The organism is Mesorhizobium sp. M0184 (assembly GCF_040322215.1).
GTDB lineage: Bacteria > Pseudomonadota > Alphaproteobacteria > Rhizobiales > Rhizobiaceae > Mesorhizobium.
Genome location: NZ_JAMYSZ010000030.1, coordinates 36,095 through 61,898 on the forward strand (window position 1 = coordinate 36,095; position 25,804 = coordinate 61,898).

At 63.9% G+C, this 25,804-nt stretch carries 30 protein-coding genes; 17 read left to right on the plus strand and 13 right to left on the minus strand.

The annotated features are described in order from the left end of the window. Positions 1–165: 165 nt before the first annotated feature. The 3 genes from NKJ23_RS27465 to NKJ23_RS27475 all read left to right on the plus strand — a co-directional run bounded on the left by NKJ23_RS27465 (position 166) and on the right by NKJ23_RS27475 (position 2,726). On the plus strand, positions 166–312 hold the full coding sequence (locus NKJ23_RS27465) for a hypothetical protein (protein WP_023718851.1): 147 nt from the start codon (positions 166–168) through the stop codon (positions 310–312). A 257-nt stretch (positions 313–569) separates the two neighbouring features. Further along, positions 570–950, plus strand: a complete 381-nt coding sequence (locus NKJ23_RS27470; protein WP_245274773.1) for a thiol-disulfide oxidoreductase DCC family protein — start codon at positions 570–572, stop codon at positions 948–950. A 48-nt stretch (positions 951–998) separates the two neighbouring features. Beyond that, positions 999–2,726 (plus strand): saccharopine dehydrogenase family protein, encoded by a 1,728-nt coding sequence (locus NKJ23_RS27475; protein WP_352683680.1) that lies wholly within the window; start codon positions 999–1,001, stop codon positions 2,724–2,726. Here the strand turns inward: NKJ23_RS27475 and NKJ23_RS27480 are convergent. The 3 genes from NKJ23_RS27480 to NKJ23_RS27490 form a co-directional block, all read right to left on the minus strand. After that, positions 2,639–3,022 (minus strand): DUF1850 domain-containing protein, encoded by a 384-nt coding sequence (locus NKJ23_RS27480; protein ID WP_352683682.1) that lies wholly within the window; start codon positions 3,020–3,022, stop codon positions 2,639–2,641. The two genes, NKJ23_RS27475 and NKJ23_RS27480, sit on opposite strands and share 88 nt — an antisense overlap. After that, entirely contained in the window at positions 3,019–5,115 is a 2,097-nt protein-coding gene (locus tag NKJ23_RS27485) for a TRAP transporter permease (RefSeq protein ID WP_352683683.1), read from the minus strand. The genes NKJ23_RS27480 and NKJ23_RS27485 overlap by 4 nt, the downstream gene beginning before the upstream one ends. Positions 5,116–5,275: 160 nt before the next feature. Further along, entirely contained in the window at positions 5,276–6,235 is a 960-nt protein-coding gene (locus NKJ23_RS27490) for a TAXI family TRAP transporter solute-binding subunit (RefSeq protein WP_352457892.1), read from the minus strand. A 258-nt stretch (positions 6,236–6,493) separates the two neighbouring features. Here NKJ23_RS27490 and NKJ23_RS27495 point away from each other — a divergent pair, with 258 nt between their 5' ends. Together NKJ23_RS27495 and NKJ23_RS27500 are read left to right on the plus strand one after the other, a co-directional pair. Beyond that, complete coding sequence (locus NKJ23_RS27495; protein ID WP_023718846.1) at positions 6,494–6,847, plus strand: YciI family protein; 354 nt, start codon at positions 6,494–6,496, stop codon at positions 6,845–6,847. Continuing rightward, on the plus strand, positions 6,847–8,103 hold the full coding sequence (locus NKJ23_RS27500; protein WP_352683685.1) for an RNA polymerase sigma factor: 1,257 nt from the start codon (positions 6,847–6,849) through the stop codon (positions 8,101–8,103). The genes NKJ23_RS27495 and NKJ23_RS27500 overlap by 1 nt, the downstream gene beginning before the upstream one ends. Positions 8,104–8,118: 15 nt before the next feature. Here the strand turns inward: NKJ23_RS27500 and NKJ23_RS27505 are convergent, their stop codons facing one another. The 6 genes from NKJ23_RS27505 to hrcA all read right to left on the minus strand — a co-directional run bounded on the left by NKJ23_RS27505 (position 8,119) and on the right by hrcA (position 13,571). After that, positions 8,119–8,742, minus strand: coding sequence for a glutathione S-transferase family protein (locus tag NKJ23_RS27505; protein WP_352683687.1), 624 nt, complete (start codon positions 8,740–8,742; stop codon positions 8,119–8,121). A gap of 175 nt (positions 8,743–8,917) precedes the next feature. Beyond that, positions 8,918–9,898, minus strand: a complete 981-nt coding sequence (gene cysK / locus NKJ23_RS27510; RefSeq protein WP_352683689.1) for a cysteine synthase A — start codon at positions 9,896–9,898, stop codon at positions 8,918–8,920. 166 nt (positions 9,899–10,064) lie between these two features. Next, positions 10,065–10,682 carry a LysE family translocator gene (locus tag NKJ23_RS27515; RefSeq protein ID WP_352683692.1) on the minus strand — a complete coding sequence of 206 codons (618 nt, stop codon included), beginning with the start codon at positions 10,680–10,682 and terminating at the stop codon, positions 10,065–10,067. Between the two features lie 87 nt (positions 10,683–10,769). Then, entirely contained in the window at positions 10,770–12,125 is a 1,356-nt protein-coding gene (locus tag NKJ23_RS27520) for a PQQ-dependent sugar dehydrogenase (RefSeq protein WP_352683695.1), read from the minus strand. Between the two features lie 99 nt (positions 12,126–12,224). Further along, positions 12,225–12,422 (minus strand): hypothetical protein, encoded by a 198-nt coding sequence (locus NKJ23_RS27525; RefSeq protein ID WP_023678983.1) that lies wholly within the window; start codon positions 12,420–12,422, stop codon positions 12,225–12,227. A 36-nt stretch (positions 12,423–12,458) separates the two neighbouring features. Further along, positions 12,459–13,571, minus strand: a complete 1,113-nt coding sequence (gene hrcA, locus NKJ23_RS27530) for a heat-inducible transcriptional repressor HrcA (protein WP_036239090.1) — start codon at positions 13,569–13,571, stop codon at positions 12,459–12,461. Between the two features lie 146 nt (positions 13,572–13,717). Here hrcA and rph point away from each other — a divergent pair, with 146 nt between their 5' ends. Genes rph through NKJ23_RS27555 form a run of 5 tightly spaced genes read left to right on the plus strand, consistent with a single transcriptional unit; the run spans position 13,718 to position 17,027 of the window. Next, a complete protein-coding gene (rph, locus tag NKJ23_RS27535) occupies positions 13,718–14,434 on the plus strand; it encodes a ribonuclease PH (RefSeq protein ID WP_023678981.1) in 717 nt (238 codons plus the stop codon). A 32-nt stretch (positions 14,435–14,466) separates the two neighbouring features. Further along, entirely contained in the window at positions 14,467–14,877 is a 411-nt protein-coding gene (locus tag NKJ23_RS27540) for a VOC family protein (protein ID WP_023678980.1), read from the plus strand. Then, positions 14,877–15,539, plus strand: a complete 663-nt coding sequence (rdgB, locus tag NKJ23_RS27545) for an RdgB/HAM1 family non-canonical purine NTP pyrophosphatase (protein WP_352683697.1) — start codon at positions 14,877–14,879, stop codon at positions 15,537–15,539. The genes NKJ23_RS27540 and rdgB overlap by 1 nt, the downstream gene beginning before the upstream one ends. Beyond that, entirely contained in the window at positions 15,536–16,699 is a 1,164-nt protein-coding gene (gene hemW, locus NKJ23_RS27550; RefSeq protein ID WP_352683698.1) for a radical SAM family heme chaperone HemW, read from the plus strand. Before rdgB ends, hemW begins: the two co-directional genes overlap by 4 nt. A gap of 4 nt (positions 16,700–16,703) precedes the next feature. Next, entirely contained in the window at positions 16,704–17,027 is a 324-nt protein-coding gene (locus tag NKJ23_RS27555; RefSeq protein ID WP_352683700.1) for a low molecular weight protein tyrosine phosphatase family protein, read from the plus strand. Positions 17,028–17,097: 70 nt separating this feature from the next. On the opposite strand, the gene NKJ23_RS27560 is transcribed toward NKJ23_RS27555, so the two are convergent. After that, positions 17,098–17,283 (minus strand): hypothetical protein, encoded by a 186-nt coding sequence (locus NKJ23_RS27560; protein WP_023678976.1) that lies wholly within the window; start codon positions 17,281–17,283, stop codon positions 17,098–17,100. A gap of 7 nt (positions 17,284–17,290) precedes the next feature. Continuing rightward, complete coding sequence (locus NKJ23_RS27565) at positions 17,291–17,476, minus strand: hypothetical protein (protein ID WP_352683702.1); 186 nt, start codon at positions 17,474–17,476, stop codon at positions 17,291–17,293. Between the two features lie 175 nt (positions 17,477–17,651). On the opposite strand from NKJ23_RS27565, the gene rsmI reads away from it, so the two are divergent. The 4 genes from rsmI to NKJ23_RS27585 all read left to right on the plus strand — a co-directional run bounded on the left by rsmI (position 17,652) and on the right by NKJ23_RS27585 (position 20,429). Then, entirely contained in the window at positions 17,652–18,578 is a 927-nt protein-coding gene (rsmI, locus tag NKJ23_RS27570) for a 16S rRNA (cytidine(1402)-2'-O)-methyltransferase (protein WP_352683704.1), read from the plus strand. Further along, the gene (locus NKJ23_RS27575; RefSeq protein ID WP_352683706.1) at positions 18,571–18,948 is read left to right on the plus strand and encodes a YraN family protein; all 378 of its coding nucleotides are present in this window, start codon (positions 18,571–18,573) and stop codon (positions 18,946–18,948) included. Before rsmI ends, NKJ23_RS27575 begins: the two co-directional genes overlap by 8 nt. A gap of 192 nt (positions 18,949–19,140) precedes the next feature. Then, complete coding sequence (locus NKJ23_RS27580; RefSeq protein ID WP_352683707.1) at positions 19,141–20,109, plus strand: complex I NDUFA9 subunit family protein; 969 nt, start codon at positions 19,141–19,143, stop codon at positions 20,107–20,109. A gap of 83 nt (positions 20,110–20,192) precedes the next feature. Continuing rightward, the gene (locus NKJ23_RS27585) at positions 20,193–20,429 is read left to right on the plus strand and encodes a metallothionein (RefSeq protein WP_352683709.1); all 237 of its coding nucleotides are present in this window, start codon (positions 20,193–20,195) and stop codon (positions 20,427–20,429) included. Between the two features lie 307 nt (positions 20,430–20,736). Here NKJ23_RS27585 and NKJ23_RS27590 read toward each other — a convergent pair whose 3' ends face one another. Together NKJ23_RS27590 and NKJ23_RS27595 are read right to left on the minus strand one after the other, a co-directional pair. Continuing rightward, positions 20,737–21,987: a flavin-containing monooxygenase gene (locus NKJ23_RS27590; RefSeq protein ID WP_352683711.1), complete on the minus strand. Its 1,251-nt coding sequence runs from the start codon at positions 21,985–21,987 to the stop codon at positions 20,737–20,739. Positions 21,988–22,081: 94 nt separating this feature from the next. Then, positions 22,082–22,888, minus strand: coding sequence for an undecaprenyl-diphosphate phosphatase (locus tag NKJ23_RS27595; protein WP_023678969.1), 807 nt, complete (start codon positions 22,886–22,888; stop codon positions 22,082–22,084). 162 nt (positions 22,889–23,050) lie between these two features. Between NKJ23_RS27595 and NKJ23_RS27600 the strand changes: the two genes are divergently transcribed. The 3 genes from NKJ23_RS27600 to NKJ23_RS27610 are packed head-to-tail and all read left to right on the plus strand — an operon-like array spanning position 23,051 to position 25,789. Then, a complete protein-coding gene (locus NKJ23_RS27600; protein ID WP_023678968.1) occupies positions 23,051–23,743 on the plus strand; it encodes a glutathione S-transferase family protein in 693 nt (230 codons plus the stop codon). Further along, complete coding sequence (queG, locus tag NKJ23_RS27605; protein ID WP_352683713.1) at positions 23,724–24,884, plus strand: tRNA epoxyqueuosine(34) reductase QueG; 1,161 nt, start codon at positions 23,724–23,726, stop codon at positions 24,882–24,884. Before NKJ23_RS27600 ends, queG begins: the two co-directional genes overlap by 20 nt. Then, positions 24,881–25,789 (plus strand): SDR family oxidoreductase, encoded by a 909-nt coding sequence (locus NKJ23_RS27610; protein WP_352683715.1) that lies wholly within the window; start codon positions 24,881–24,883, stop codon positions 25,787–25,789. Before queG ends, NKJ23_RS27610 begins: the two co-directional genes overlap by 4 nt. Positions 25,790–25,804 lie beyond the last annotated feature (15 nt).

Below are 25,804 nucleotides of genomic sequence, written 5' to 3' on the forward strand. Positions count from 1 at the left end.
TGCCGACGGACTGCATGGAAACACCGCGAATCAGCCGCATTCCAGCCATGAACAAAGGCATTTTCGACCAGAGATTAACATCGCGTTCACCGACTATTCACGCCTGGACGCTATGATCCCCGCAATTCGGAAGGGACATCCGAAACGGGACAGGGACCGAGTAAAATGAGCTTCTGGAATCAAATCGCCGGCTATGCCGCCGCCATCCGCGAATTCGTCGCGCCGACCTATCGGCCTGAGCGCTATTATATGCGCGGCCCAGGCCCCGCCTGCGCGCGCCGTGGCAACACGCTTGGGATCAGCGTGCACTGATGATGACCACGGAGAGCCGTCACGACAGCCGTATCTGCCGGCCCGACGCCGACAATCGGTCAACGACCTATCGCGCCGAGCGCCCTGCGCTGACCGACAGACGGCGTGCGACAACGCCAAGCCTCTAGCATTCCGGGCTTTGATCCAGCCGCCGGCAGGCCTAGTGTCGCCTGACACCAGCTGCCGGGCGTCACGTGATCGTCAAGCCGAACCATTCTCCTGAGCCGCCAAAATTCGGTGCAAGTCGCCCGTTGATCGTGTTCGACGGTATTTGCGTGTTGTGCTCGGGCTTTGTGCGCATGGTGGTGAAGCTCGACCGCAAGGGCCGCTTCCATTTTGTAACGGCGCAGTCGCCTTTCGGCGAGATGCTGTTCAAGAAATACGGGCTGCGGACGGATCGCTACGAGACCAATCTCGTCATCGTCGATGGCGCGGCTTTCACCCGCCTGGACAGTTTCGTTGCCGTCATGGCCGAACTCGGCTGGCCGTGGCGGGCGGCGCGGATACTGCTGCTGTTGCCGCGCCCGCTTCGCGACTGGCTCTACGACCGCATCGCAAAGAACCGCTACGCCCTGTTCGGCAAGAAGGACAATTGCGAAATCCCTTCTGCCGAGGTGAGGGCAAGATTGATCGGCTAGATTCGTTGCCGTGGCCGGGAGCGGGAGGGGCATTCTGGGGGACTACGGATGAAGGTTCTTGTCGTCGGCGGCTATGGCACCTTTGGCGGTCGCACCGTCGAGCTTTTGGAGGGCGAGCCGCATCTGATCCTCTTTGTCGCCGGGCGCTCGCTCGCCAAGGCTGACGCGTATTGCAAGAAGCGCGCCCCGACAGCAGCCAAGCTGGTGCCGGCACTGTTCGACCGTGACGGCGATCTCGCCGCGCAACTCGCTGCATTTGAGCCTGATATTGTAGTCGACGCGAGCGGTCCGTTCCAGGCCTATGGCGAGGGACGCTATCGCCTGATCGAGGCCTGCATCGCCCGGCGCATCAACTATCTCGATCTAGCCGACGGCTCGGATTTCGTCGCCGGTGTCTCTGCGTTCGACGAGGCGGCGCGAAACGCCGGCGTCTTCGTGCTGTCCGGCGTCTCGAGCTTTCCGGTGCTGACGGCGGCGGTGGTGCGTCGCCTGTCTTCGGACCTGACGCGGGTCGACGGCATTCGCGGCGGCATCGCGCCTTCGCCCTTTGCCGGCGTCGGCGGGAACGTCATCCGGGCTATCGCCGGTTATGCCGGTCGGCCGGTGCGGCTTGTTCGCAATGGCCGTCCCGAACAAGGCCGTCCGTTTACCGAGCAGCTGCGCTACACTATCGCGCCGCCGGGCCGGCTGCCGCTTCGAAACGCGCTGTTTTCTCTGGTCGACGTTCCGGACCTGCGCGCCTTGGCCGCGCTTTGGCCGGAGGCGAGGACCATCTGGATGGGAGCCGGGCCGGTACCCGAGGTGCTGCACCGCGCCCTGATCGGCCTCGCCTGGCTGGTGCGCGCCGGATTGATCGGTTCGCTTTCGCCACTGGCGCCGCTGATGCATCAGGCAACGAACCGGCTGCGCTGGGGCGAGCATCGCGGCGGCATGTTCGTCGAGGTGGAGGGATCGGACCGGGCGGGCGCCATCGTCAAGCGCTCGTGGCATCTCTTGGCCGAGGGCAATGACGGGCCGCTGATCCCGTCGATGGCGGTCGAAGCACTGGCCCGCAAAGCGCTGGCCGGACATCAGCCCGCGCCGGGCGCACGAGCGGGGGTGCGCGATTTGGAGCTCCGGGATTATGAAGCCCTGTCCGCCGGGCGGACAATCTACACCGGCTTCAGGAACGGGGCGGCGGACGAGGACAAGCCGCTTTATGCCGAGCTGCTCGGTGCCGCCTGGCAAGGCCTTCCCGAGGCAATTCGGTCAATGCATGACCGTACGATCACGGCCGCAGGCCGCGCGCGCGTCGAACGCGGGCGCAATGTTCTTGGCCGGCTAATGGCCTGGACGGTCGGCTTCCCCGGGGCAAGCGAGGACATCCCGGTTCATGTCCGCTTCGACACCGACAAGGACGGCGAGACCTGGACCCGGACATTCGGCAAGCACAGTTTTTCGAGCCTACAGTCCGCAGGCCGGGGTCGATCGCAGCGCTTGCTGTGCGAACGCTTCGGCCCGCTGACCTTCGCGATGGCGCTGGTTGCCGAAGACGGCCGGCTGGCGCTGGTCTTGCGCCGCTGGAGCTTTTTCGGCCTGCCGCTGCCGATGTGGCTCTGTCCACGCTCGACTTCTTACGAAACGGTGGAGGATGGCCGCTTCCGCTTCCATGTCGAGATATCGCATCCGCTTGCCGGTATGATCGCCTGTTACCGCGGCTGGCTGGAGCCCTCCGGCCCGCACGGCTCAAGCGAGATCGTGCCGCCTGCCACCTTGCCAAGTTCGCGGCAGTCCTGAGCCGTGCACAGCGTCCAGCCTTGACCCGTCGCGCCCGAGGCGGCGAGCACCAGGCGTCGCTGTGGCCCGACCTGGGGCGCATAGACCCACCAACCGTCGCGCAGCACCGAGCCTTGCGGCGGCTCCATGCCGGCGCCCGATCCCTTGATGCGGGCCTCGACCAGCTGCAGGCCGGACGGCAGCACCTTCCAGTCTTCCTGCCACTGGGTCTTCTCCACCGAATGCACCCAGGAGAGCGTGAAGGCAGCGACCGCGAGCGTCACCGTCTTGCCGGCCGCGACGATGCAGAGGCTCATGCTGAATTAGCCAGCGAAGCCTGCCGCGCGCGCCAGCAGTGCCAGCCGATCCAGGCAAGGGACAGCGCCCAGCCCGTCTCGTCGGTGAGCGGCAGCGCCGCAACCAGCAGCACGCCGGCGGCGAAGGCGACGAGGCGTTCCCACCAGGCCATGCGCCGGGCGAGAAATCCGACGGCCGCGGCGCCCCACAGGACGATACCCATGCAGGCTTTGATGACGATATAGGCGACCTCGACGGGATAGCCGAACTGGGCGGCGATCGGGCCGGGGTCCTGCAGCATCAGCGCCGGGGTATAGACCGCCATGAACGGCACAACGAAGCCGGCAATGGCAAGCTTGGTGGCCTGGATGCCGATCTTGAGGCCGCTTTCCTTGGCCATCGGCGCGGCGGCGAAGGCGGCCAGCGCCACAGGCGGGGTGAGATCGGCCATGATGCCGAAATAGAAGACGAACATATGGCTGACCACCAACGGCACGCCGAGCGACAGCAGCGCTGGCCCGGCCAGCGACGAAGTGATGATGTAGTTGGGAATGGTCGGTATGCCCATGCCGAGCACCAGGCAGGTGAGCATGGTCAAAAGCAGCGACAGGAACAGATTGTTCTCGCCGATCGAGATGATCCAGCCGATGAAGGTCGAGGCGATGCCGGTAAGCGTCAACGTGCCGATGACGATGCCGACAATGGCGCAGGCAATGCCGACCGGCAGCGCGTTCTTTGCTCCTTCGGCAAGGGAATCCACGCATATGCGCAGCGTCTCGCGCCCGCCCTTGAAGGTGAGGCAGGCGGCGACCAGCACGGCGATGACCAGGCTGAGGATGTTGACGCCGAATTTCATGAAGGAAGCCGCGGCAAGCCCGAGCGCCAGCCAGAAGACGACACGGAAGGCGAGCGGCCCGATCGATGCCGCCAGCGGCGTGCCGAGGATAAGCACAATGGTCAGCGCCAGGCCCATGGTGCCGGCGAAGACCGGTGTGTAGCCGGCAAACAGCAGGTAGATCAGTGCTGCGAGAGGCAGTACCAGCGGCCAATGTTGTCTCACCGCATCCCACGGATTGGGCAGGTCGGCCTTGGCCATGCCGTGCAGGCCGGCCTTGCCGGCCTCCAGGTGCACCTGCCAGAAACAGGCGCCGAAATAGAGCAGCGCCGGGATAATCGCCGCCTTGACCACCGCGGCATAGGGGATGTTCAGCGTCTCGGCCATGATAAAGGCAACCGCTCCCATCACCGGCGGCATGATCTGGCCGCCCATCGACGAGGTCGCCTCGACGGCGCCGGCGAAGGCCGAGCGGAAGCCGAAGCGCTTCATCAGCGGGATGGTGAACTGGCCGCTGGCCACCACATTGGCAACACCGGAGCCGGAAATGGTGCCCATCAGCGCCGAGGACAACACGCAGACCTGCGCCGGGCCGCCGCGCCATGAGCCAACCAGGCCAAGCGCAAAATCGTTGAACAGCGCGATCATGCCGGCGCGCTCAAGAAAGGCGGCGAAAACGACGAAGATGAAGATGTAGGCGGCCGAGACATAGATCGGCGTGCCGTAGATGCCTTCGGTGCCATAGGCGAAGGTGTCGACGAGCTGGGCGAAATCATAACCGCGATGGATGAACGGCGGCGGCAGATGATTGCCGGCAAATGCGTAGGCGAGAAAGATGAAGGCAATGACGGCAAGCGGCAGCCCCATTAACCGCCGCGCCGCCTCGAAGACCAGCACGACCAGCACCGCGCCGACGATCAGGTCAGGCGTGGTGAGAAAGCCGGAGCGGCGGATGAGGTCGGCATAGAACACCCAATTGTACAGACCGGTGGCGAAACCAAGCAGGCCGAGCGTCCAGAACACTGCTTTCGCCGGGACGCTTTTGGCGCGCAGATTGGCGATTAGGGCAAAGCCGAGCAGCAGCAGGAAGCCGACATGCATGGCGCGTATGACCTGGCTCGGCAGGCTGCCATAGGCGGCGATGTAGATTTGGAAGATGGAGAAGGCGATGGCGATAAAAAAAGCCGCCTTGCCGCCGATGCCTTCGCCGAAGCCAGGCGGCAATCCTTCGACAGGAGCTTCCGCTGTGGGGGAAAGAACGGTCGGGATTACGGTCATTAGCGGGGTTCCTGGCGGGGCGGTCCCCTCCTCGAGGGGAGGGTGCCGAGCGAAGCGAGGCGGGTGGGGTCGGTGCGGCAGTGCGCGGCCTCAACCGACCCTACCCGTCCATTCGCCTTCGGCAGCTGTTCACCTTCTCCTCAAGGGGAGGGATGGCTCCTTACTTCACCAATCCCTTTTCCTTGTAATACCTCTCGGCGCCTGGATGCAGCGGCACCGGCATGCCGTCGAGCGCCTTGGCCGGGTCGATCGCCTTGGCGGCGGCGTGGGCAGCGGTGAGCTGGTCGAGATGCTCGAACAGCAGTTTCGTCATCTGGTAGGCGGTCTCGTCGGAGACATCGGCGCTGGTGATCAGGAAATTGCCGACGGCGGCGGTCGCAACATCCTCGGTCTGGCCCTCGTAGGTGCCCTTGGGGATGACCACGGAAAGATAGGGCGAGCCGATCTTGGCGACGTCCTCCGCCGGCACGGCAACGATGTTGACCGGCACCGAGGTGGCGAGGTCACGGATCGACGCGACCCCAAGGCCAGCCGATTGCAGCGTGGCGTCAAGCTGGCGGTTCTTGATCAGCTCCACCGATTCGGCGAAGGGCAGATATTCGATCCGCCCGAGGTCTTCGTATTTCAGCCCGGCAGCGGCGAATATCGTGCGGGCGTTGAGCTCGGTGCCCGAGGCCGGCGCGCCGACCGACAGGCTCTTGCCCTTGAGGTCGGCAAGCGTCTTGATGCCGGATTCCTTGCTGGCGACGATCTGGATGTAGTTGGGATAGATGGCGGCAATGCCGCGCAGCTTGTCGAGCTTGCCTGGGAAGCCGGCTTCGGTATTGCCTTCAGCGGCCAGCTTTACGGAATCGCCCAGCGCGAAAGCAATCTCGCCCTTGCCCTGTTGCAAGAGATTGAGATTTTCGACCGACGCCTTCGTCGCCTGTACCTGGGTGCGCGCGCCTTCGATGCCCTTGCCATAGATTTCCGACAGCGCGACGCCGAGCGGATAGTAGACGCCCGACGTGCCGCCAGTCAGCACGTTGATGAATTCCTGCGCCTTGACCGATACCGCGCCAAGGCCAAGCGACAGCGCCAGCACGCCGGCTGCAACAAATTTCGTCCTGAAATTGAGCATGCGATTTCCTCCCTGAAAATTCGCCGCCGTGCCCTCCTCGGCGGCACGAAGCGAAGCGAGTTTAGACAGCGGGCGGGAAATGCCAACCCGCAATAGCAGCGATTAGACGAACGGCTAAGCAGTACCGCAACACGTTGGCGCTTGCGCGAGGTCGCATCGCGGCAGAAAGATTTTTCCAGCGCTCGTCGAAATCCGGCAGGGCCGCGCGACATAAGTCCGGCTCGCAACGATGCGGCCTTCGAGAAACGGGAGAAGACCATGCGATACATGCTTTTGATCTATGGAAACGAAGCGGGGATGGCAGCCGCGCCAGCAGATGCGGTGACACAGATGTCGAGCGCGTACGTCGCCTACACCGAAGCGTTGAAGAAATCCGGCGCCTGGCTCGCCGGCGACCGGCTGAAGCCGACGCAATCCGCTACCTCGGTGCGGATGGCCAATGGCAAGACCAACGTGCTCGACGGCCCCTATGCCGACACCAAGGAGCAGCTTGCCGGCTTCTATATGATCGAAGCGGAGGACGTCGACGCCGCCATTGCCTGGGCGGCGCGCTGCCCGGGCGCCAGCACCGGCACGGTAGAGGTGCGGCCGATCTGGGAACTCACCATGTGATGCCGGAATTGCCCGATACTGCGCGGGCGGCGGCGGAAGCGGCCGCCCGGCAAAGCTATGGCAAGCTGGTCGCCTATCTCGCCGCACGCACGCGCGACGTGGCCGCTGCCGAGGACGCATTGGCCGATGCCTTTGCAGCGGCGCTCGAGCGTTGGCCACAGGCCGGCGTGCCCGACAAGCCGGAAGCCTGGCTGCTGGCGGTGGCACGCAAGCGCCGTGTCGACGCGGTCAGACGGCGGCTGACACGCGAGGCGGGCCGCGACCACCTCAGACTGATCGCCGAGGAGATGGAGGCGCGCATGGCCGAGGAAGACCTGCCGGACGAGCGGCTCAGGCTCATGTTTGCCTGCGCCCATCCCGCGATTGAGGCCGGCGTGCGAGCACCGCTGATCCTGCAGACGGTCCTGGGCTTCGACGCAGCGACCATCGCCTCGGCTTTTCTTGTCTCGCCAGCCACGATGAGCCAGCGCCTGGTGCGCGCCAAGACGCGAATACGCGAGACAGGCATTCCGTTCCGCGTGCCGGAGCGGGCCGAGCTCGGCGAGCGGCTGGGCACCGTTCTGGAAGCGATCTACGCGGCATTTGCCGAAGGCTGGTCCGACCCGGCCGGCACCGAAACGCGGCGCCGCAATCTCGCGACCGAAGGCATCTGGCTCGGCCGTCTGCTGGCCACGTTAATGCCAGACGAACCGGAAGCGCTCGGCCTGCTGGCGCTGATGCTGTTCGCCGAGGCGCGGCGTGCAGCGCGGCGCAACGCGGCGGGCGATTATGTACCGCTGGCCGAGCAGGATCTTGTACTGTGGGACGATACAATGATCGATGAAGCGGAGACGCTGCTCAGGCACGCCGCGGCCAAGAGCGTTGTCGGCCGCTACCAACTCGAGGCCGCCGTGCAGTCCGCCCATACGACACGACGGCTGACCGGTTGTACCGACTGGGTCGCGATCAAGGAGCTCTATGACGCGCTGTCGGTGATTGCCGGCTCGCCGGTGGTTTCGATCAACCGCGCGGTGGCTATTGCCGAGGCCGAAGGCGCTTCGGCAGGATTGAGTGCACTTGATGAGCTTGGCGACGACAAGCGGCTGTATGACTATCAACCTTACTGGGCCGCCCGCGCGGGCCTGCTGGCCAGACTCGGCAAAGTTCCACAAGCGAGCGAGGCCTATGACCGGGCTATCGGCCTCGAACGCGATCCGGCCGTGCGCCGGTTCCTGCAGGAACGACGGGCAGGGCTCGGCCGCGCGGAAAGACACTGAGACAAGGCGGAGTGCTTAGGCCGGCCACATGTCGTGGGAAGCATTCAGCCTCTTTATCACCCGATGTTCCCGCAAATTGGCCCACAGGCGTTCGATATTCGGCCAAGCGGTTGGAACCTTCGCGACCTCCGGATGCCAGGCCACCAACATGACGAGATAGATGTCGGCCAGCGAGAGCCGGTCGCCGGCCAGCCAGTCATGGCCTGCGAGGGCGGCATCGAGAATGGCGAAGCTGCGATCCATTTCCGAGACCGCCGCCTGTTTGACAGCGTCCACGCCGCGGGGATCGGTCGTGTAGCGATGAGCGTAGAAGAACCGCAGGTCAGCCGAATAGATGACGGAGGACATGAAAAACATCCAGCGCAGGAAGTCGGCACGGTCAGCCGAACTTGCTGCGGGCGCCAGTCCTGCTTCGGGGTGGCGCTCGGCCAGCAGGATGCAGATCGCCGCCGATTCGGTCATCGAGCGTCCGTCCGGCAAGATCAGGACCGGCACCTGGTTCAAGGGGCTGATATCAAGAAAGGCCTGGTCGGGTCGGCCCTTCGGAACGTCGATCTGGTCGAAAGGCACGCCCGCCAAAGCGAGCGCCGCCTCGACGACAAAGCCGCCAGTATTGGCACGCGTATAGAGCTTGTACATAAGGTCCTCCACCTGCCGGGCAGCGACGATTGATACGGAAGTGACCCGCCGCTCAAGCGAACGACGCCCGCCACAGGTGGTTTTTCAGCGGTCCATGCCGACGCGTGATACAGAGCATTTGATGTCGGAGGGGCATCGCGAAGGATCGCTACTGACCGGTCAAAAACGCTCGTGTCTAAGCGCCCAATCCCTCGAACAGGATCGTCGAGAGATAGCGCTCGGCGAAGGAGGGGATGACGACGACGAGGTTCTTGCCCTTGTTCTCGGGCCGCGAGCCGACGACGATCGCCGCTTGCAGGGCGGCCCCCGACGAGATGCCGACCGGCACACCTTCGAGCCGAGCGACGAGCCGTGCATTGGCAACCGAATCCTCGTTCGAGACCTTGACGATCTCGTCATAGATCGTCGTGTCGAGGATTTTTGGCGCGAAGCCGGCGCCAATGCCCTGGATCTTGTGCGGGCCTGGCTGGCCGCCCGACAGCACCGGCGAGGCTTCCGGTTCGACGGCGACGACATGCACCGAGGGCTTACGCTTCTTCAGCACCTGGCCGACGCCGGTGATGGTGCCGCCGGTCCCGATGCCGGCAACGAAGATATCGACTTCGCCATGGGTGTCGTTCCAGATTTCCTCGGCCGTGGTGCGGCGATGGATTTCCGGATTGGCAGGGTTCTCGAATTGTTGCGGGATGACGGCGTCGGGCAGCGTTGCCGCCAGCTCGTCGGCCTTGGCGATGGCGCCTTTCATGCCTTTCGGCCCTTCGGTCAGCACCAGTTCGGCACCGAGCAGCGCCAGCATCTTGCGGCGCTCGACCGACATGGTTTCCGGCATGGTCAGGATCAGCTTGTAGCCCTTGGCAGCGGCGGCAAAGGCGAGGGCAATGCCGGTATTGCCCGAGGTCGGCTCGATCAGCGTGGTTTTGCCGGGTGTGATCCTCCCCGAAGCCTCCAGCGCCTCGATCATCGACACGCCGATGCGGTCCTTGACCGAGGCGATCGGATTGAAGAATTCCAGCTTGGCCAGGAGATTGGCGACGACACCCTTCTCCCTGGCGAATTTGTCGAGCCGCACCAACGGCGTGTCGCCGATCGTCTCGGTGATCGAATTGTAGATGCGGCCGCGGCCGGGCACGTGTGCGGGGGTGGCGGGCTTGTTCATTGATTTCCTCCCAGAGGTCAAGCGGCAAGAGTCGGGCGGGGCCTAGGATAGAGCCATCCGCCGCGCAAGATAGGCTGTCGACCGAAAAATATCCGAGTGAAGTTCGTGCTGAGTACCCCCGCCCTTGCAAGGCGTGGCAATCCTTGGGCGGATTGGCGAAAGAGATCTATTGGCGGGCGGCAATTGCCGCCGCCGCACCGACCATGAAGCCCGCGGCGGTGCGGTTGAGTACCCTCAGCGCCCGCGGCGACTTCAGGAACCAGCGCGCCTTGGCCGCCAGCGCCAGATAGGGCACCAGCACCACGAGCAGGACGACGATGGTGAGCGCGACGAGGATGCCGTAATCGGCCAGCGTGATCGTCTTCAGATCGACGATGGTCGGGGTGATGGCAAGATAGAAGATCATCGTCTTCGGATTGCCGAGCGTGACGGCAAGGCCGGCTACAAAGCTGGATGCCAAGCCACCCTTGCCTTTCTTCGCCTCCACCGCCTCCGGCGTGATGCCGCTCGTCCAGAAACGCCAGCCAAGAAAGGCGAGGTAGGCGACGCCCAGCCATTTGATGGCCAGGAAGACTATGCCGAAAGTTTGTGCGACGAAAGCCAGGCCGAGCACCACGGCAGTGAGATAGGTCAGGTCGCCGAGCATCAGCCCGAACGACATGGCCAGCGACGAGCGGAAGCCGGAACCCAGCGCACGCGCAACGAGCGCGGTGACGCCGGGGCCGGGGATGGCCGCGGCGATGCCGAGGGCGGCGCTATAGGCGAGAAATCCGGTGAGTGTCATGATTCGCGCTTGTCGCACAATGTTGACGTTGGGTGAATTCCCTCGGCCCGGATTCGATTGCGCCAGCGCAGCAGGCGACACCGCCGTTCAGGAGCGGCCGTCTTCGTAGGTAATGCGCCAGATGGTGCCGTTGCCGTCCTCGGTGACGATCAGCGAGCCGTCCCTGGCCATCGCGACACCGACCGGGCGGCCCCAGACGGCGTCGTTCGAGATGACGAAGCCGGTCATGAAGTCCTCATATTCGCCTGTCGGCTTGCCATCCCTGAATTTGAGCCTCACCACCTTGTAGCCGGTCCTGGCGCCACGGTTCCACGAACCATGCATGGTGACGAAGGCGTCACCCTGGTAATCCGCCGGGAAGTTCTTGCCGTCGTAGAAGGCTATATTCATCGGCGCCGAATGCGCCTGCATCAATACATCGGGGACAGTGGCCTTGCCGGCGAGGTCTGGCCGCTCGCCCTGATGGCGCGGATCCTCGTTATTGCCGATGTAGTACCAAGGCCAACCATAGAATCCGCCGTCCTTGACCGCTGTTGCAAATTCGAACGGCACATTGTCGCCGAGTTCGTCGCGCTCATTGACGACGCACCACAATGCGCCGGTGGCGGGCTGCACGGTCATGCCCGTACAGTTGCGCAGGCCGGTGGCGACAGTTCGGGGATTTTTCCCATCCGGGTCAAAGGCGAGCACATCGGCACGGCCGTCCTCGGAGCCCCAGGCCGCCCCGAGCGGCTTTGATTTGGCCCAGGCGTCGAGGCCGCTATCCGGCTCCTTGCCTATATCCTCGGCGACGTTCGAGGCGGAGCCAACCGACAAATAAAGCGTTTTGCCGTCCTGCGAGAAGGCGATGTCGCGGGTCGTGTGACCACCCGACGGGATTTGGGCGACAATGGTTTCTGGTTTGCCGGATGTCTTCAGGTCGCCATCGCGATAGGGGAAGCGGACGATGCTGTCGCTGTTCGCGACATAAACCCATTGCGGTTTGTCTCCTGGCGGATAGAAGGCGATGCCGTAGGGATAATTGAGCCCCTTGGCGAAGATCGCTTTCTCGATGGGCTTGGCGCTGCCCTCGGCGAGACGATAGACGCGTATTTGGTCGGCATGGCTGTTGGCAACAAACAGGTCGCCATTCGGAGCGACGCGCACGACACGTGGATTGACGATGCCGGATGCGATCATTTCAGCCGAAAAGCCCGACGGCAATTCTGGCTTGGCGCTTTCGGGCCGTTCCGCCACGCCGGCGCCGTTCGAAGCGGATTGGGCGGGGTCGGCTGCCGGCATGTCTCGCGGCCCAATCAGGCGTCGGACGCCAGGCCTGTCGGCGTGCCAATCGCCAAACGCGGCTTCGCCTTTGAGCACATTCTGGTCCGCCTGCTGGGCGGCTGCCGGTGTCGCAACAAGGAGGGCAGCGGCAACGGCCGCAAAGCCGCCAGATCGGATCATCAACGTCCTCCGGGATTCGCCTCGAACAGGGCAAACGGCATCAGGTATTGATCGTTCCAAGCGGCCGTCCAGCACACGAGGATTTGAAGCCGAACCCGTTCAGTTGCCAGAGGCGTAAAAGTCGTCGTCGAGGCGCTTTTCCAGCGCGACCAGATCGGCCGGCAGCGGCAAACCCATCGCCCGCATCTCTTGCAGCTTCTCGCGCAACTGCTCTTGCACCTCGTGCTGATCCTCTGGCTGGTTGATCATTTCTTCGAGCAGCAGACTGATCTGGGCCTTGAACGATTCCAGCGCCATTCTTTTCTCCTCCTTGCGGCAGGCCCGCGGCGGCTCCTAGCTCAGCATGCGCGAAATCAGCTGCGCGGTATAGTCGACCATCGGTACTATGCGCGCATAATTCAGCCGCGTCGGCCCGATGACGCCGAGCGCACCGACGACGCGCGCGTCCTTGTCGCGATAGGGTGCCACCACCAGCGAGGAGCCAGACAGCGAAAACAGCTTGTTTTCCGAACCGATGAATATGCGCACGCCTGGGCCTGCCTCGGCGAGGTCGAGAAGCTGGATCAGCCCATCCTGCGTCTCCAGATCCTCAAACAGATGCCGCAGCAATTCTATGTCGGCCTGGGCAGTGACGTTTTCGAGGAGATTGGCGCGGCCGCGCACGATAAGCCGCCCAGGCACGCCGCTTTCAGCGCCTGCCCAGACCGCCAGGCCCTTCTCGACCAGATCCTGCGACAGCGTGTCGAGGGCTGCCCTGGTCTCTTCCTTGATGCGGGCGATCTCGACCCGCGCCTCGGCCAGGGTGCGACCGCGGATATGGGCGTTGAGGAAGTTGGAGGCTTCGTGCAATTGCGAGATGGTGATGCCGGCGGGCAGATCGATGACGCGATTTTCGACGTCGCCGTTCTGCGAGACCAGCACTGCCAGCGCCTTGGTCGGCTCGAGCTGGATGAATTCGATGTGCTTAAGCGCCACCTCATTCTTGGCGGCGAGCACGAGGCCGGCGCCGCGCGACATGCCGGACAGCATCTGGCTGGCCTCGGTCAGCATATGCTCCAGCGTCGCGCCCGAGCCGGAGGCGCGCACCTGGGCCTCGATGGTGCGGCGCTCCTCGTCGGAGAGGTCACCAAGTTCCATGAAAGCATCGACGAAGAAGCGCAGGCCTGCCTGGGTCGGCAGCCGGCCAGCCGAAATGTGCGGCGCATAGATCAGGCCGAGATGCTCAAGGTCGCTCATCACGTTGCGGATGGTGGCCGGCGACAGCGACGACGGCAGGATGCGCGACAGGCTGCGCGAACCGACCGGCTCGCCATCCCTCAGATAGGAATCGACGATGCGCCGGAAGATGTCGCGCGAACGCATGTCGAGCGATTGAAGCGCGGGCGATTGCAGCGCGTGCGACGGGAGCACGTGCGACTGCAAACCGGGATCGACTGCCTTTGTCATTTCGAGCCAAAAACCTCCGCCCCGAAGATATAGACTTCCGCGGTGTCGGCGCAACCGGTCCATTTTCCTTTGCGCCTCACGCCCCGTGCGGCTACAAGCCGGCCAAGATTCCCCGGCCAAGATTCCGAAGAAAGAAAGAAGCCTGAATGCGCCCTTCCAAACGCCAATTCGACGAAATGCGCCCCATCTCCTTCGAGCGCGGCGTCTCCAAGCATGCGGAAGGCTCGTGCCTGGTGAAGTTCGGCGACACGCATGTGCTGTGTACGGCCAGCCTGGAGGAAAAGGTGCCGGGCTGGATGCGCAACTCCGGCAAGGGCTGGGTGACGGCGGAATACGGCATGCTGCCGCGTTCGACCGGCGAGCGCATGCGCCGCGAGGCTTCGGCCGGCAAACAAGGCGGCCGCACGCTGGAAATCCAGCGGCTGATCGGCCGCTCCCTGCGCGCCGTGGTCGATCTGCAGGCGCTCGGCGAGCAGCAGATCACCGTCGACTGCGACGTGATCCAGGCCGACGGCGGCACGCGCACCGCTTCGATCACCGGCGGCTGGGTGGCGCTCTACGACTGCCTGCGCTGGATGGAAACCCGCCAGATGGCGAGCCTGGGCAAGGTGCTGAAGGATCACGTTGCGGCGATCTCCTGCGGCATCCATGATGGCCAGCCGGTCATCGACCTCGACTATATCGAGGATTCCTCGGCCGGCACCGACGCCAATTTCGTCATGACCGGCAAGGGCGGCATCGTCGAGATCCAAGGCACGGCCGAGGGCGAGCCGTTCTCGGAAGAGCAGTTCGCGGCGCTGATGGGGCTCGCCAAGAAAGGTATTCAGCGCCTGGTCAGCTTGCAGCAAATGGCGGTGGCTTAGCTGCGGTCAATATTGATGAGATTGGCGATCCTGTGACTCCTTCTGCAATCCTGGAATCAGCACTCTACGTGACGGACCTTGCTGCCGCGGAACGGTTCTATTCGGGCGTGCTCGGGCTCGATCTGCTCGGCAAGGTCGATGGCAGGCATCTCTTCTTCCGCTGCGGCGACAGCGTGCTGCTTATGTTCAATGCCGAGGCGACCAAAGTGCCGCCGCCGGCCGACGCCAAGCTCAAAGTACCGCCGCATGGCGCGGTCGGCCAGGGCCATCTTTGCTTCGCCGCAAGCGCGGATGAAATCCCACGCTGGAAAGCGCATCTTGAGGCGAAGAAAATCGCCATCGAAAGCGAGTTCGAATGGCCGCAGGGCGGCCGCTCGATCTATATTCGCGACCCATCGGGCAATTCGATCGAATTCGCCGAGCCAAGAATCTGGGGCATCTGATGCATTCGCCAACTGTTCATTCGCTTGACGGGCACAAGATCGTCGTCGCCAGCCATAACGCCGGTAAATTGCGGGAATTCGCCGATCTGATGGCGCCATTCGGCATAGAAGCGAAGTCTGCAAAGGAATACGGCTTGCCGGAGCCGGACGAGACCGGCACCACTTTCGAGCAGAACGCCCTCATAAAAGCCTTGGCCGCCGCCAAGGCCACTGGATTGCCGGCGCTGTCGGACGATTCCGGCCTGTGTGTCGATGCGCTCGACGGCGCACCCGGCGTCTACACCGCCAACTGGGCCGAGACGCCGGACGGCTCCCGCGACTTCGGCATGGCCATGCAGCGCACGGAAGTGGCCTTGCAAGAAGTTGGCGCGATCACGCCTGCCCAGCGCAAGGGCCGCTTTGTCGCGGTCATCTGCCTGGCCTTCCCCGATGGCCAGGCGGAATATTTTCGCGGTGAGGTCGAGGGCACGCTGGTATGGCCGCCGCGCGGCGAGCTCGGCTTCGGCTACGATCCGGTGTTCTTGCCCGATGGGTTCGAAAAGACCTTCGGCGAGATGAGCGCGGAGGAAAAGCATGGCTGGAAGCCCGGCCAGCCAACCGCATTGTCGCACCGTGCCCGCGCCTTCCAGAAATTCGCGCAAGCCCGATTGGCCGGCGCATGACCATGCTGCTCGACCGCAGCCCCGGTTTCGGCGTCTATGTCCACTGGCCATTCTGCGCGGCCAAATGCCCCTATTGCGACTTCAACAGCCATGTCCGCCACCAGCCGGTCGACCAGGAGCGTTTTGCCCGCGCCTTCGAGACCGAGCTGGCGACGATGCGCGGCCGCACTGGGCCGCGCGAGGTGACCAGTATCTTTCTTGGCGGCGGCACGCCATCGCTGATGAAACCGCAGACCGTGGCGGCGGTGCTGGATGCAGTGGCGAAGAACTGGACGGTGCCTGATGGCATCGAGGTGACGCTGGAGGCCAATCCCTCCTCCGTTGAGGCCGAGCGCTTTCGCGGCTATCGCGCGGCCGGCGTCAACCGGGTATCGCTTGGCGTGCAGGCGCTGCACGACAAGGATCTGCGCTTCCTCGGCCGTTTGCACAATGTCGATGAGGCACTGCATGCGATCGGCCTGGCGCGCGAGATATTCCCACGGCTGTCGTTCGACCTGATCTACGCGCGGCCCGGTCAGACGCCGGAAGCGTGGCAGGCGGAGCTCGAGCAGGCGATCGGCCACGCCGCAGACCATCTGTCGCTCTATCAGCTGACCATCGAGGAAGGCACGCCGTTCCATGCACTGCATGCGGCAAGGAAATTCATCATTCCAGACAATGAGCTTGCCGCCGATCTCTACGCGTTGACGCAGGAGATCACCACCGCGCGCGGACTGCCGGCCTACGAGATTTCCAACCACGCCAGGCCCGGCGCCGAAAGCCGGCACAATCTCACCTACTGGCGTTATGGCGAATATGTCGGCGTCGGTCCCGGCGCGCATGGCCGGTTCGTCGAAAATGGCCGCCGCGTGGTGACGATCGCCGAGAAAATGCCGGAGACCTGGGCCAATCTGGTCGAGGCCAAGGGCCATGGCATTACCGGCGGCGAGGTCCTGACGCGGTCGGAAGAGGCCGACGAGTTCCTGCTGATGGGGCTGAGGCTGGCGGAAGGCATCGACCTTTCCCGCTACGAGGCATTTTCAGGGCGCGGCCTGTCGACGGCACGGCTGTCGGTGCTGCAGGACGAAGGCCTGGTGGCGCCGATCGGCAATGCCCGCCTGCGCGCCACGCCGGCCGGCATGATCGTGCTCGATGCGGTCGTGGCGGATTTGGCCAGATAGCACGTTGAAGAACGTTCTCTTCGTCTGCAGCCAGAATCGCTTGCGCAGCCCGACGGCGGAGCAGGTGTTTTCCAAGCGGCGGGACATCGAGGTCGCTTCGGCCGGCACTAATCACGATGCCGACATTCCGTTGACGCATGAACTCGTCGCCTGGGCCGACATCATCTTCGTGATGGGAAAAACGCACCGCGCCAAACTGCAGCAGAAATTCAAGACAAGCCTGAAAAAGGCTCGAGTAATCTGCCTCGATATTCCCGACGACTATGCATTCATGGACCCGGCTCTGGTGGGCCTGCTGGAGGCGCGTGTCTCGAAGTATCTGGGTTGAATGATACATCGCGGAGCATTCGCAACCGCGCTTCGAGAACTGTCTCGACCGATCGCTAAGGTTTGCGGGGTCAAGCCTCGTGCTTGTGGCGGTGTTTGGCGCGATCTTTTTCGCTGGTCTCTCCGGAACGGGCCGGCTTGATCTCGCTTTTGTCGCGTGAGGCGTGGTGCTGGTCGTCTGTGGAATGTGACGCTGCGCCATCGCGGGCGCTTTTTGTTTCGAGGCGGGTGATGAAAATGTCGAAGCGATTGGGCATCGTCCGGTCAGTGCTCCATCGTGCGGTCGGTTTCGTTTGCGGGCTTGCTCTCTGCCGATCGCTGGCGTGCAAGCGGCTTCTTGGCTCTGCCATCTGCGGCGTCGGCAGGCCGGCTCTTGTCGCATGGCGCGGCGAAGCGTTTGCGGCCGGCATAGTAGGGTTCGAAAACGTCCTGTATCGTCAGGCTGTTCATCCTGCTCCTCCCGAGATCAGGGGTAAAATTCGCCGGCAACGGTTTCGTTCCCTACTGTGGCGAAGGCATGGCGGCCGGTTCACGTCGGCATCCCTTTGGAACCAAGGCCTTTGCAACCCAGGCTTTTGCAACCAAGCGTGAGCCGTGCCAAACAGGGTCGAACGGAGTTGTGCAGGTGACCGGCGAATCGGCCAAACGCAGTTATGTGGTCGGGCAGACCGAAATCGCCGCCCGGCCGCTCGAGCCGGCGCTCTACCTGGTGGCGACGCCTATCGGCAATCTCGCCGACATCACGCTGCGCGCGCTGGAAACGCTCGCCGCCGCCGATATCGTCGCTTGCGAGGACACACGTGTCAGCCGCGTGCTGCTCGACCGCTACGGCATCCGCCGCCGCACCACCGCCTACCACGAGCACAATGCCGGCGAGGCCGGACCGAAGCTGATCGCGGCGCTGCTGGCCGGCCAAAGCGTAGCGGTGATCTCGGATGCCGGCACGCCGCTCATCTCCGACCCCGGCTACCGGCTGGTCGGTGAGGCGCTGGAACGCGGCATTCGTGTCGTGCCGATCCCCGGACCGTCGGCGCCACTTGCCGCTTTGACGGCATCTGGCCTGCCTTCGGACGCCTTTCTGTTTGCCGGCTTCCTGCCGGTGAAGACCGGGCAGCGGGTGACGCGGCTGGAAGCGCTGAAGGCGGTGCCGGCAACGCTGATCTTCTTCGAATCGCCGCGCCGGCTGGCCGAGACGCTCAGTGCCATGGTCGAGGTGCTGGGCGGTGCCCGCAAGGCGGCGATCGGCCGCGAGCTGACCAAGACTTTCGAGGAGATGCGGACCGGCACCCTGCAATCGCTCGCCAGCCATTATGCGGGAGCCGATACGCCCAAGGGTGAAATCGTCATCTGCGTCGGCCCGGCCGATGCGGTCGCTGATGAGCCAGAAGACATCGACCGGCTGCTGCTTTCGCTCGCCGCCGAGATGCCGGCCTCCAAGGCAGCGGCGGAAGCCGCCAAGATGACGGGTGGCCAGAAGCAGGCGCTCTATCGTCGGCTGCTCGACCTCAAGAATGCCGGAAGAGACGGGGCCGGCGGAGACGGCGATGGCTGAACGGCCGAGCGCCGGCCGGCAAAAGGCCTACCGGCGCGGCCATCACGGCGAATGGCTGGCGGCGGCGGCGCTGATGCTGAAAGGCTACCGGATTCTGGCCCGCCGCCACCGCACCAGGTTCGGCGAAATAGACCTGATCGCGCGGCGCGGCGATCTGGTGCTGATCGTCGAGGTCAAGGCGCGCCGCACGCTGATGGAGGCAATGGAAGCCGTCGGCCGTGAATCGGAGCGCCGCATCGAAGGCGCCGCCGATTTCTGGCTGTCGCGCCAATCCGACTACGGAAAATTATCGGTGCGCTTCGACATGGTGGCAGTACTGCCGTGGCGCTGGCCGGTGCATGTCGAGAATGTGTTTTACGGGCGAAACTAGGCCATTCTCGAAGTGGGGCCGTTTTGCTGCGCCTGCGGTTCAGATCATGGTTTGCCGATCTGTCAAGCATCCGCCCAGCGCTGACTGGAACAAAAGCGTTCCTGCGTTGTTCCTCAATCGTCCTGATGTTCGACGGGCTGGTTCAAATGCCGGCCAGGGCAGTCCTCGTGGCAGCTATGCGAGGACAAAGGGATGGCGAGGCAAATGGATTCCGACGATCTCAACCCGGAACGGATCGTCACCGTGTTCGGCGGAACTGGCTTTCTCGGGCGCAGGATCGTGAAGCGGCTCCTGGAAAGAGGTTTCACGGTGCGCGCCGCATCTCGCCATCCGGCTCGCGTGGCCCTGGTCTTTTCCTCGATTACAAGGATGCCCGAAGCAGTCGAGGCGGATATATTGGATGCGTCCTCGATCGGGTCGGCCATTACCGGATCACAGGCGGTCGTGAATGCTGTCAGTCTTTACGTCGAGCACGGCGTCCAGACCTTTGAACGCGTGCATGTGAAAGCCGCGGCCGATCTCGCTGCCGCGTCGCGCGACCGCGCGATCGACCAGTTCGTCCAGATTTCAGGGATCGGCTCCGATCCTCAATCGGTTTCGAATTACATAAGGGCGCGTGGGCGCGGAGAAGGTGCCGTGGAAAGCGCATTTCCCGGCGCTTTCATTGTGCGTCCCGCCGTCATGACGGGACCTGACGACGCTTTCCTCACGACCATTGTGAGGATGATACGCCTCCTGCCGGTCTATCCGCTGTTCGGCGATGGTGGCACACGGCTTCAGCCGGTCTATGTGGCAGACGTCGCAGAAGCAGTGAGCCGGCTGATCGACGGGCGAACCCAGGGTTCATCCATATTCGAATTCGGTGGCCCGCGTATCTATACCTATAAGGAACTGCTTCAGGAGATCGCCCGACAGCTCGATATGCACGTCAAGCTGATGCCGGTGCCGTTTGCGGTATGGAACGCCTTGGCTGGCGTCGCGGAACTCCTCCCGGCTGCCCCCATAACGCGCAACCAGATCGATCTTATGCGTCAGGACAATGTGGCAGCAATCGACGCGCCTGGCCTGAAGGAACTCGACATCGAGCCGCGGGATATTGACGAGGTGATCCGCGTGATCGAACAGCGCCGTGGCGTAGGCTCGCTCTCGTCTCCGGCTTAGGACGGCCCCCTGATCCTGGCGGGAACCTATCGCCGCGCGACAGGTTGGTCGAGCTTGAAGCCAGTGAAAGAAGGAAAAGAACTATGGCCAGATGCGATCAATGCGGGAATGACTACGACAAGGCTTTCAACGTGACGATGGCCGAGGAGACCTACACATTCGACAGCTTCGAATGCGCGGTCCAGAAACTTGCTCCGATATGTCCGCATTGCGGATGCCGGATCATCGGACATGGCGTCGAACAGGATGACATCATCTACTGCTGCGCACATTGCGCCGCGGAGGAAGGTGCGAACGCGCTGACCGATCGCGCGCCTTGATGCACCTCCTTTGGCGTCTCCAGAGCGACCATTCCGAACGACTGCGCCGGCTCATCCCATATGGCCAGTGCTGTCAGCACGACGACGACCAGCCAAGGTCAAGGCCTCCGCACGCTGATGGAGGCAATGGATGCAGTCGGCCGCGAATCGGAGCGCCGTATCGAAGGTGCCGGCGATTTCTGGCTGTCGCACCAATGGACTACGGAAAATTGTCGGTGCGCTTAGACAAAAGGCAGCGTGCGTCGTCTTGATCGCGCCAGAGCTGTCATGTTCTTGCACGTTCAAGAACCCGCGTTCGACGGCTCGTTTAGACGCCGTTCCGTGGCAAGTCGGCTCCCGCTTGGACAAGTCGCTCCACGACGGCGGCCGCCTCCTCTGGAACGGCCGGTATGGTGCCCGACTTCCGCGTCGATCCGAAATCGAGGCCGGCGAAAAAGAGACCTGGAACAGCGCCGACGCCATCCTCGTGGACGGGCTGGCCGGCTGCATCGAGCGCGCCGGGAAGCCGAACCCATGAGAAATCGCCGGTGAAGCCGGTGCACCAGATCACTGATCTGATGCCGCTCGCCGTCCAGTCGAGGGAGCGGATCGGAGGATCGGGCAAGCGCGGTTCAATCGTCTCGGCTGGATCATCCTCGGCCAGTGGCGCATCGAGGCCGGCGCGCTCGATGTACTCGTCAACCAGGCGGTTGGCATTCGCGGAGACTTCGTCGGCAAATTGCATATGGTCGTCGAGCTCGTCGCCGAAGACGAGGTTGCCGTTCTCCACACCCCTGAAGCGGCCGAGCAGCACCACGCCCTGCGCGCTCAGCGATTGCAGGCTGATCGTATGGGTCGCGCCGACCAGCGCGCGGGCCTGCAGCTTGCCGGAGGGGAGGACGAGTTCCTTGCGCGGAACGTCAAGAAAACCGGACAGCGTCAGCCATTTAAGTATGTTGCCCCCGCGGTAGCGCCGCACCCAACGGCCGTTGCGGCTGGTCGCCAAAAAGACCACACGTCCTGCCAACGCCAGATCCTCGGCGATCTGGCCGCCCGACTGGCCGCTGCCGACCACCAGCACCGCGCCACTCTCGAACTCGGCCGGGTTGCGATAAGCCGAGGAATCGACTTGGCCAATTGCGGTTGGCAAATCCGCCGACCCTGCTGGCCGGACCTGCCGATTCTGGTCGCCGGTGGCGATCACCACGTTGCGCGCCAGAAATGCCCCGTCCGTCGTGGTGATGCGAAAGATCCCGTCGTCTCTCGTCAGCTCTTGCACCGGAGTTTGGGTGCTTACCGGCAGGCGGTGCCGCTCGGCATAGCCTTCGAGATACGCGACAAATTCGTGGTGGGTTATCGCGCCCCACGGCTCGGGCCCCTCGTAGGAATCACCGGGTAAGATGGAGCGAATGGTCGGCGAATTGAGTCGAAACGAGTTCCACCGCTGCGTTCGCCACGTCTCGCCGATCCGGCCTCGATCGAGCACACGGTGGTCGCGGCCCTGCCGTTTCAAGAAGTAACTGACGCCGAGTCCCGCCGGACCGGCGCCAATAACGAGGGCGTCAAGAACTTCGCTCATGCATTCCCCCTGCCAACCATACGTCCACAACATCGTATGGCTCGGCTTCGGGCAAGAATAGAGTTCCGGCTGGGATTGCGCTATCCGCGCCGGCTCACCCCCAGATTGCCAGCCCCGCCAGCCCGACGATGCCGACGACCAGCCGCCACCAGCCGAACAGCGCATAGCCGTGGCGCGAGACGTAGTCGAGCAGGAAGCGCACGACGATCAATGCCGTGACGAAGGCGGCGACGAAACCGACGGCGATGATGGGCAGGTCGGCGCTGCTCAGCACATTGCGGTTCTTGAACAGGTCGAAGGCGAAGGCGCCGACCATCGTCGGGATGGCAAGGAAGAAAGAGAATTCCGCCGCCGCCCGTTTGTCGACGCCGAGCAGCAGCGCGCCGACGATGGTCGAGCCCGAGCGCGACGTGCCGGGGATTAGCGACAAGCACTGAAACAGCCCGATCTGCAGATAAAGCCTGGTCGGAAACCGCTCGACATCGTGGTAATACGGCTTCGGCTTCATGCGATCGACCAGCAGCAGGATGACACCGCCGATGATCAGCATGATGCAGATCAGCCGCGGCGATTCGAACAGCACCGTCTTGATGAAGTCATGCGCCAGTGCGCCGATAATGGCCGCCGGCAGGAATGCGATGAGAATGCCAAGGACGAAATGCCGCGTCAGCCGATCGTATGGCAGCTCGAGCAGCATCTTCCAGAGACGGCGGAAATAGACGCTGAGGATCGCCAATATGGCGCCGAGCTGGATCAGGATCTCGAAGGCCTTGCCGGTCGAATGAAAGCCGAGGAAATGGCCGGCAAGAAGGATGTGACCGGTCGACGATACCGGAATGAACTCGGTCAGGCCCTCGAGCAGGCCGAGCAGCAGCGCTTCGACGACGGTCTGGCTTTCCATGGCAACCTCGGCGTTGGAGTGAGGGCTTGAGAAAAGGGCTTGCTTGTCACGGCGCGGAACTCCCCCTATAGGTCGCAGCACCCTGACAGCCCGCTGAATCGGGCGGCCAAGACTTACCGGCGCAGCCGGCGATTTGCCAGTGCGCTCTATTATCGCGGGACCATGCTGACGCTTTTCCACCATCCGATGTTCGCCAGCTGCCGCTTCGTCCGCCTCGCCTTTGGCGAGTATGGCGAGGAACTGGCGCTGATCGAAGAGAAGCCGTGGACGCGGCGCAAGGAGTTCCTGGCGCTGAACCCGGCCGGCACGCTGCCGATCCTGCTCGCCGAAGGCGACGTGCCGATCGTCGGCGCAGTGGTCATTGCCGAATATCTCGACGAGACGCGCGGCGTACTCAAGCGCGACAAGCGGCTATTCGCCGAGGATCCGATGGAGCGCGCCGAAATCCGCCGGCTGACCGACTGGTACCTCAACAAGGCGGAAAGCGAGGTTACCCGGCATCTGGTGCGCGAACGCGTTCTGAAGCCGGTCATGCCGGAAACGGCAGGTGGCGGATCGCCCGATTCGGCGGCGATCCGCGCCGCCCGCGCCAATATCCGCCAGCACATGAAATACACCAACTGGCTGGCCGGCACCCGTCATTGGCTGGCCGGCAACAAGGTCACCTATGCTGATCTCGCGGCGGCGGCAGCACTGTCGGTGCTCGACTATCTCGGCGAGATCGACTGGCGCGAACACAGCGCCGCGCGCGAATGGTATACAAGGGTGAAATCACGGCCTTCGTTCCGGCCGCTTCTGTCCGACCGGGTGCGCGGCCTGTCGCCGGTGTCACATTATGCGGACCTCGATTTCTGATACGGCAAAGCTGCGCGCGCTGATCGACCGCGAGGCGCGGAATGCCGGCTTCGACGCCGTTGCCGTCACCACGCCCGATGCGATTCCGCAGGCGCCGGAACGGCTGGCCGAATTCGTTGCCGACGGCTTTCACGGCTCGATGGGCTGGATTGCCGAAACGCTCGAGCGGCGAGGCAAACCGACGACGCTTTGGCCAGAGGTCCGCTCGATCATCGTGCTGGCGATGAATTACGGCCCCGACCACGACCCACGCGACATCCTGACAAAGCGCGACCGCGGCGCGATCTCGGCCTATGCGCAGAACCGCGACTATCATGACGTGATGAAAGGCCGGCTGAAGGAGATCGCCGGCAAGATCGTGGCGCGCGCCGGCGGGGACGTGAAAGTGTTTGTCGACACCGCGCCGGTGATGGAAAAGCCGCTGGCCGAGGCGGCGGGCCTCGGCTGGCAAGGCAAGCACACCAACCTGGTCAGCCGAACGCATGGCTCCTGGCTGTTCCTCGGCACCATCTTCACGACGGCCGAACTGGTGCCGGACGCGCCTGAGGACGACCATTGCGGCTCCTGCCGTGCCTGTCTCGACGTTTGCCCGACGGACGCCTTTCCGGCGCCTTACCGGCTCGATGCGCGGCGCTGCATTTCATACCTCACCATCGAGAACAAAGGACCGATCCCGCATGAGTTCCGGGAAAAGATCGGCAATCGTATCTATGGCTGCGACGACTGCCTGGCCGCGTGCCCGTGGAACAAGTTCGCCCAAGCCGCTTCGGAGGCAAAGCTTGCCGCCCGCGCGGACTTGCGCGAACCGCCGCTCGCCGAGCTGCTGCGCCTCGACGACGCTGCCTTCCGCGTGCTTTTTTCGGGCTCGCCGGTCAAGCGCATCGGCCGCACCCGTTTTATCCGCAACGTGCTGATCGCCGCTGGCAACTCCCAGGATTTGTCGCTTGCGGGCGCCGTCCGCGCACTGCTCGACGACGCCTCGCCCCTGGTTCGCGGAGCTGCGGTATGGGCGTTGTCGCGGCTTGTGCCGGGTCGGGAGTTTGCCGAACGTGCCGCAGCCGCTTTGCAAGCAGAAGATGACGAGGCGGTGAGAGGCGAATGGCTTCTGGCCCTGCCAAAGCCGATCGAGGCACATACATGACCAAACAGCAGATTTTCATCTTCGGCGCCGGTTATTCGGGCAAGGCCTTCGCCCGCGCCAACAAGGATGCCGACACAACGATCTTCGGTACAACACGGTCGCTGGAGAAATTCGCGGCGCTGCGGCAAGCCGGTATCGTGCCGCTGCGTTTCGATGGCACGCTGACCTCCGAAATCGGCGATGCCCTTGGGAAGACAACCCATCTCGTCGTCTCGGTCGCGCCGGACGAGGCCGGCGACCCGGTGCTGGGCGCGGCACGCGAGGAGATCGCGGCCAACATGCCGGAGCTCGAATGGATCGCCTATCTCTCGACCGTCGGCGTCTATGGCGACCATGGCGGCAACTGGGTGGACGAGGCCGCCGAATGCCGGCCAGTATCGAAGCGATCAGCGATGAGGGTTGCCGCCGAGCAGGATTGGCTGAAACTGGGCCACGACGTCGGCCGGCCGGTGGCGATCCTGCGGCTTTCCGGCATTTATGGGCCAGGCCGCAACGCCCTGGTCAATCTGGAAAACGGCACCGCCCGGCGGTTGGTCAAGCCGGGCCAGGTGTTCAACCGCATCCATTGCGACGACATTGCCGGCGCGCTCTGGCATCTGGCCGAAGGCAATCGCGGCGGCATCTTCAACGTCACCGACGACCTGCCGGCGCCGCCGCAGGACGTCGTCGCCTATGCCGCCCAATTGATGGGCATCGAGCCGCCGCCCGAAATTCCGTTCGAGACCGCCCAACTTTCGCCCATGGCGCGGTCCTTCTACGGCGAGAACAAGCGTGTCGCCAACGCGGCGATCAAGGCGGCCGGCTATGGGTTTCGCTTCCCCGACTACCGTTCGGCGCTCGACGCCATGTGGGCGAGCGGCGACTGGCGCGACGGCGAGGCGCGCAGCCCGATGAAATGGTCATGATCGATACGTTGCGCG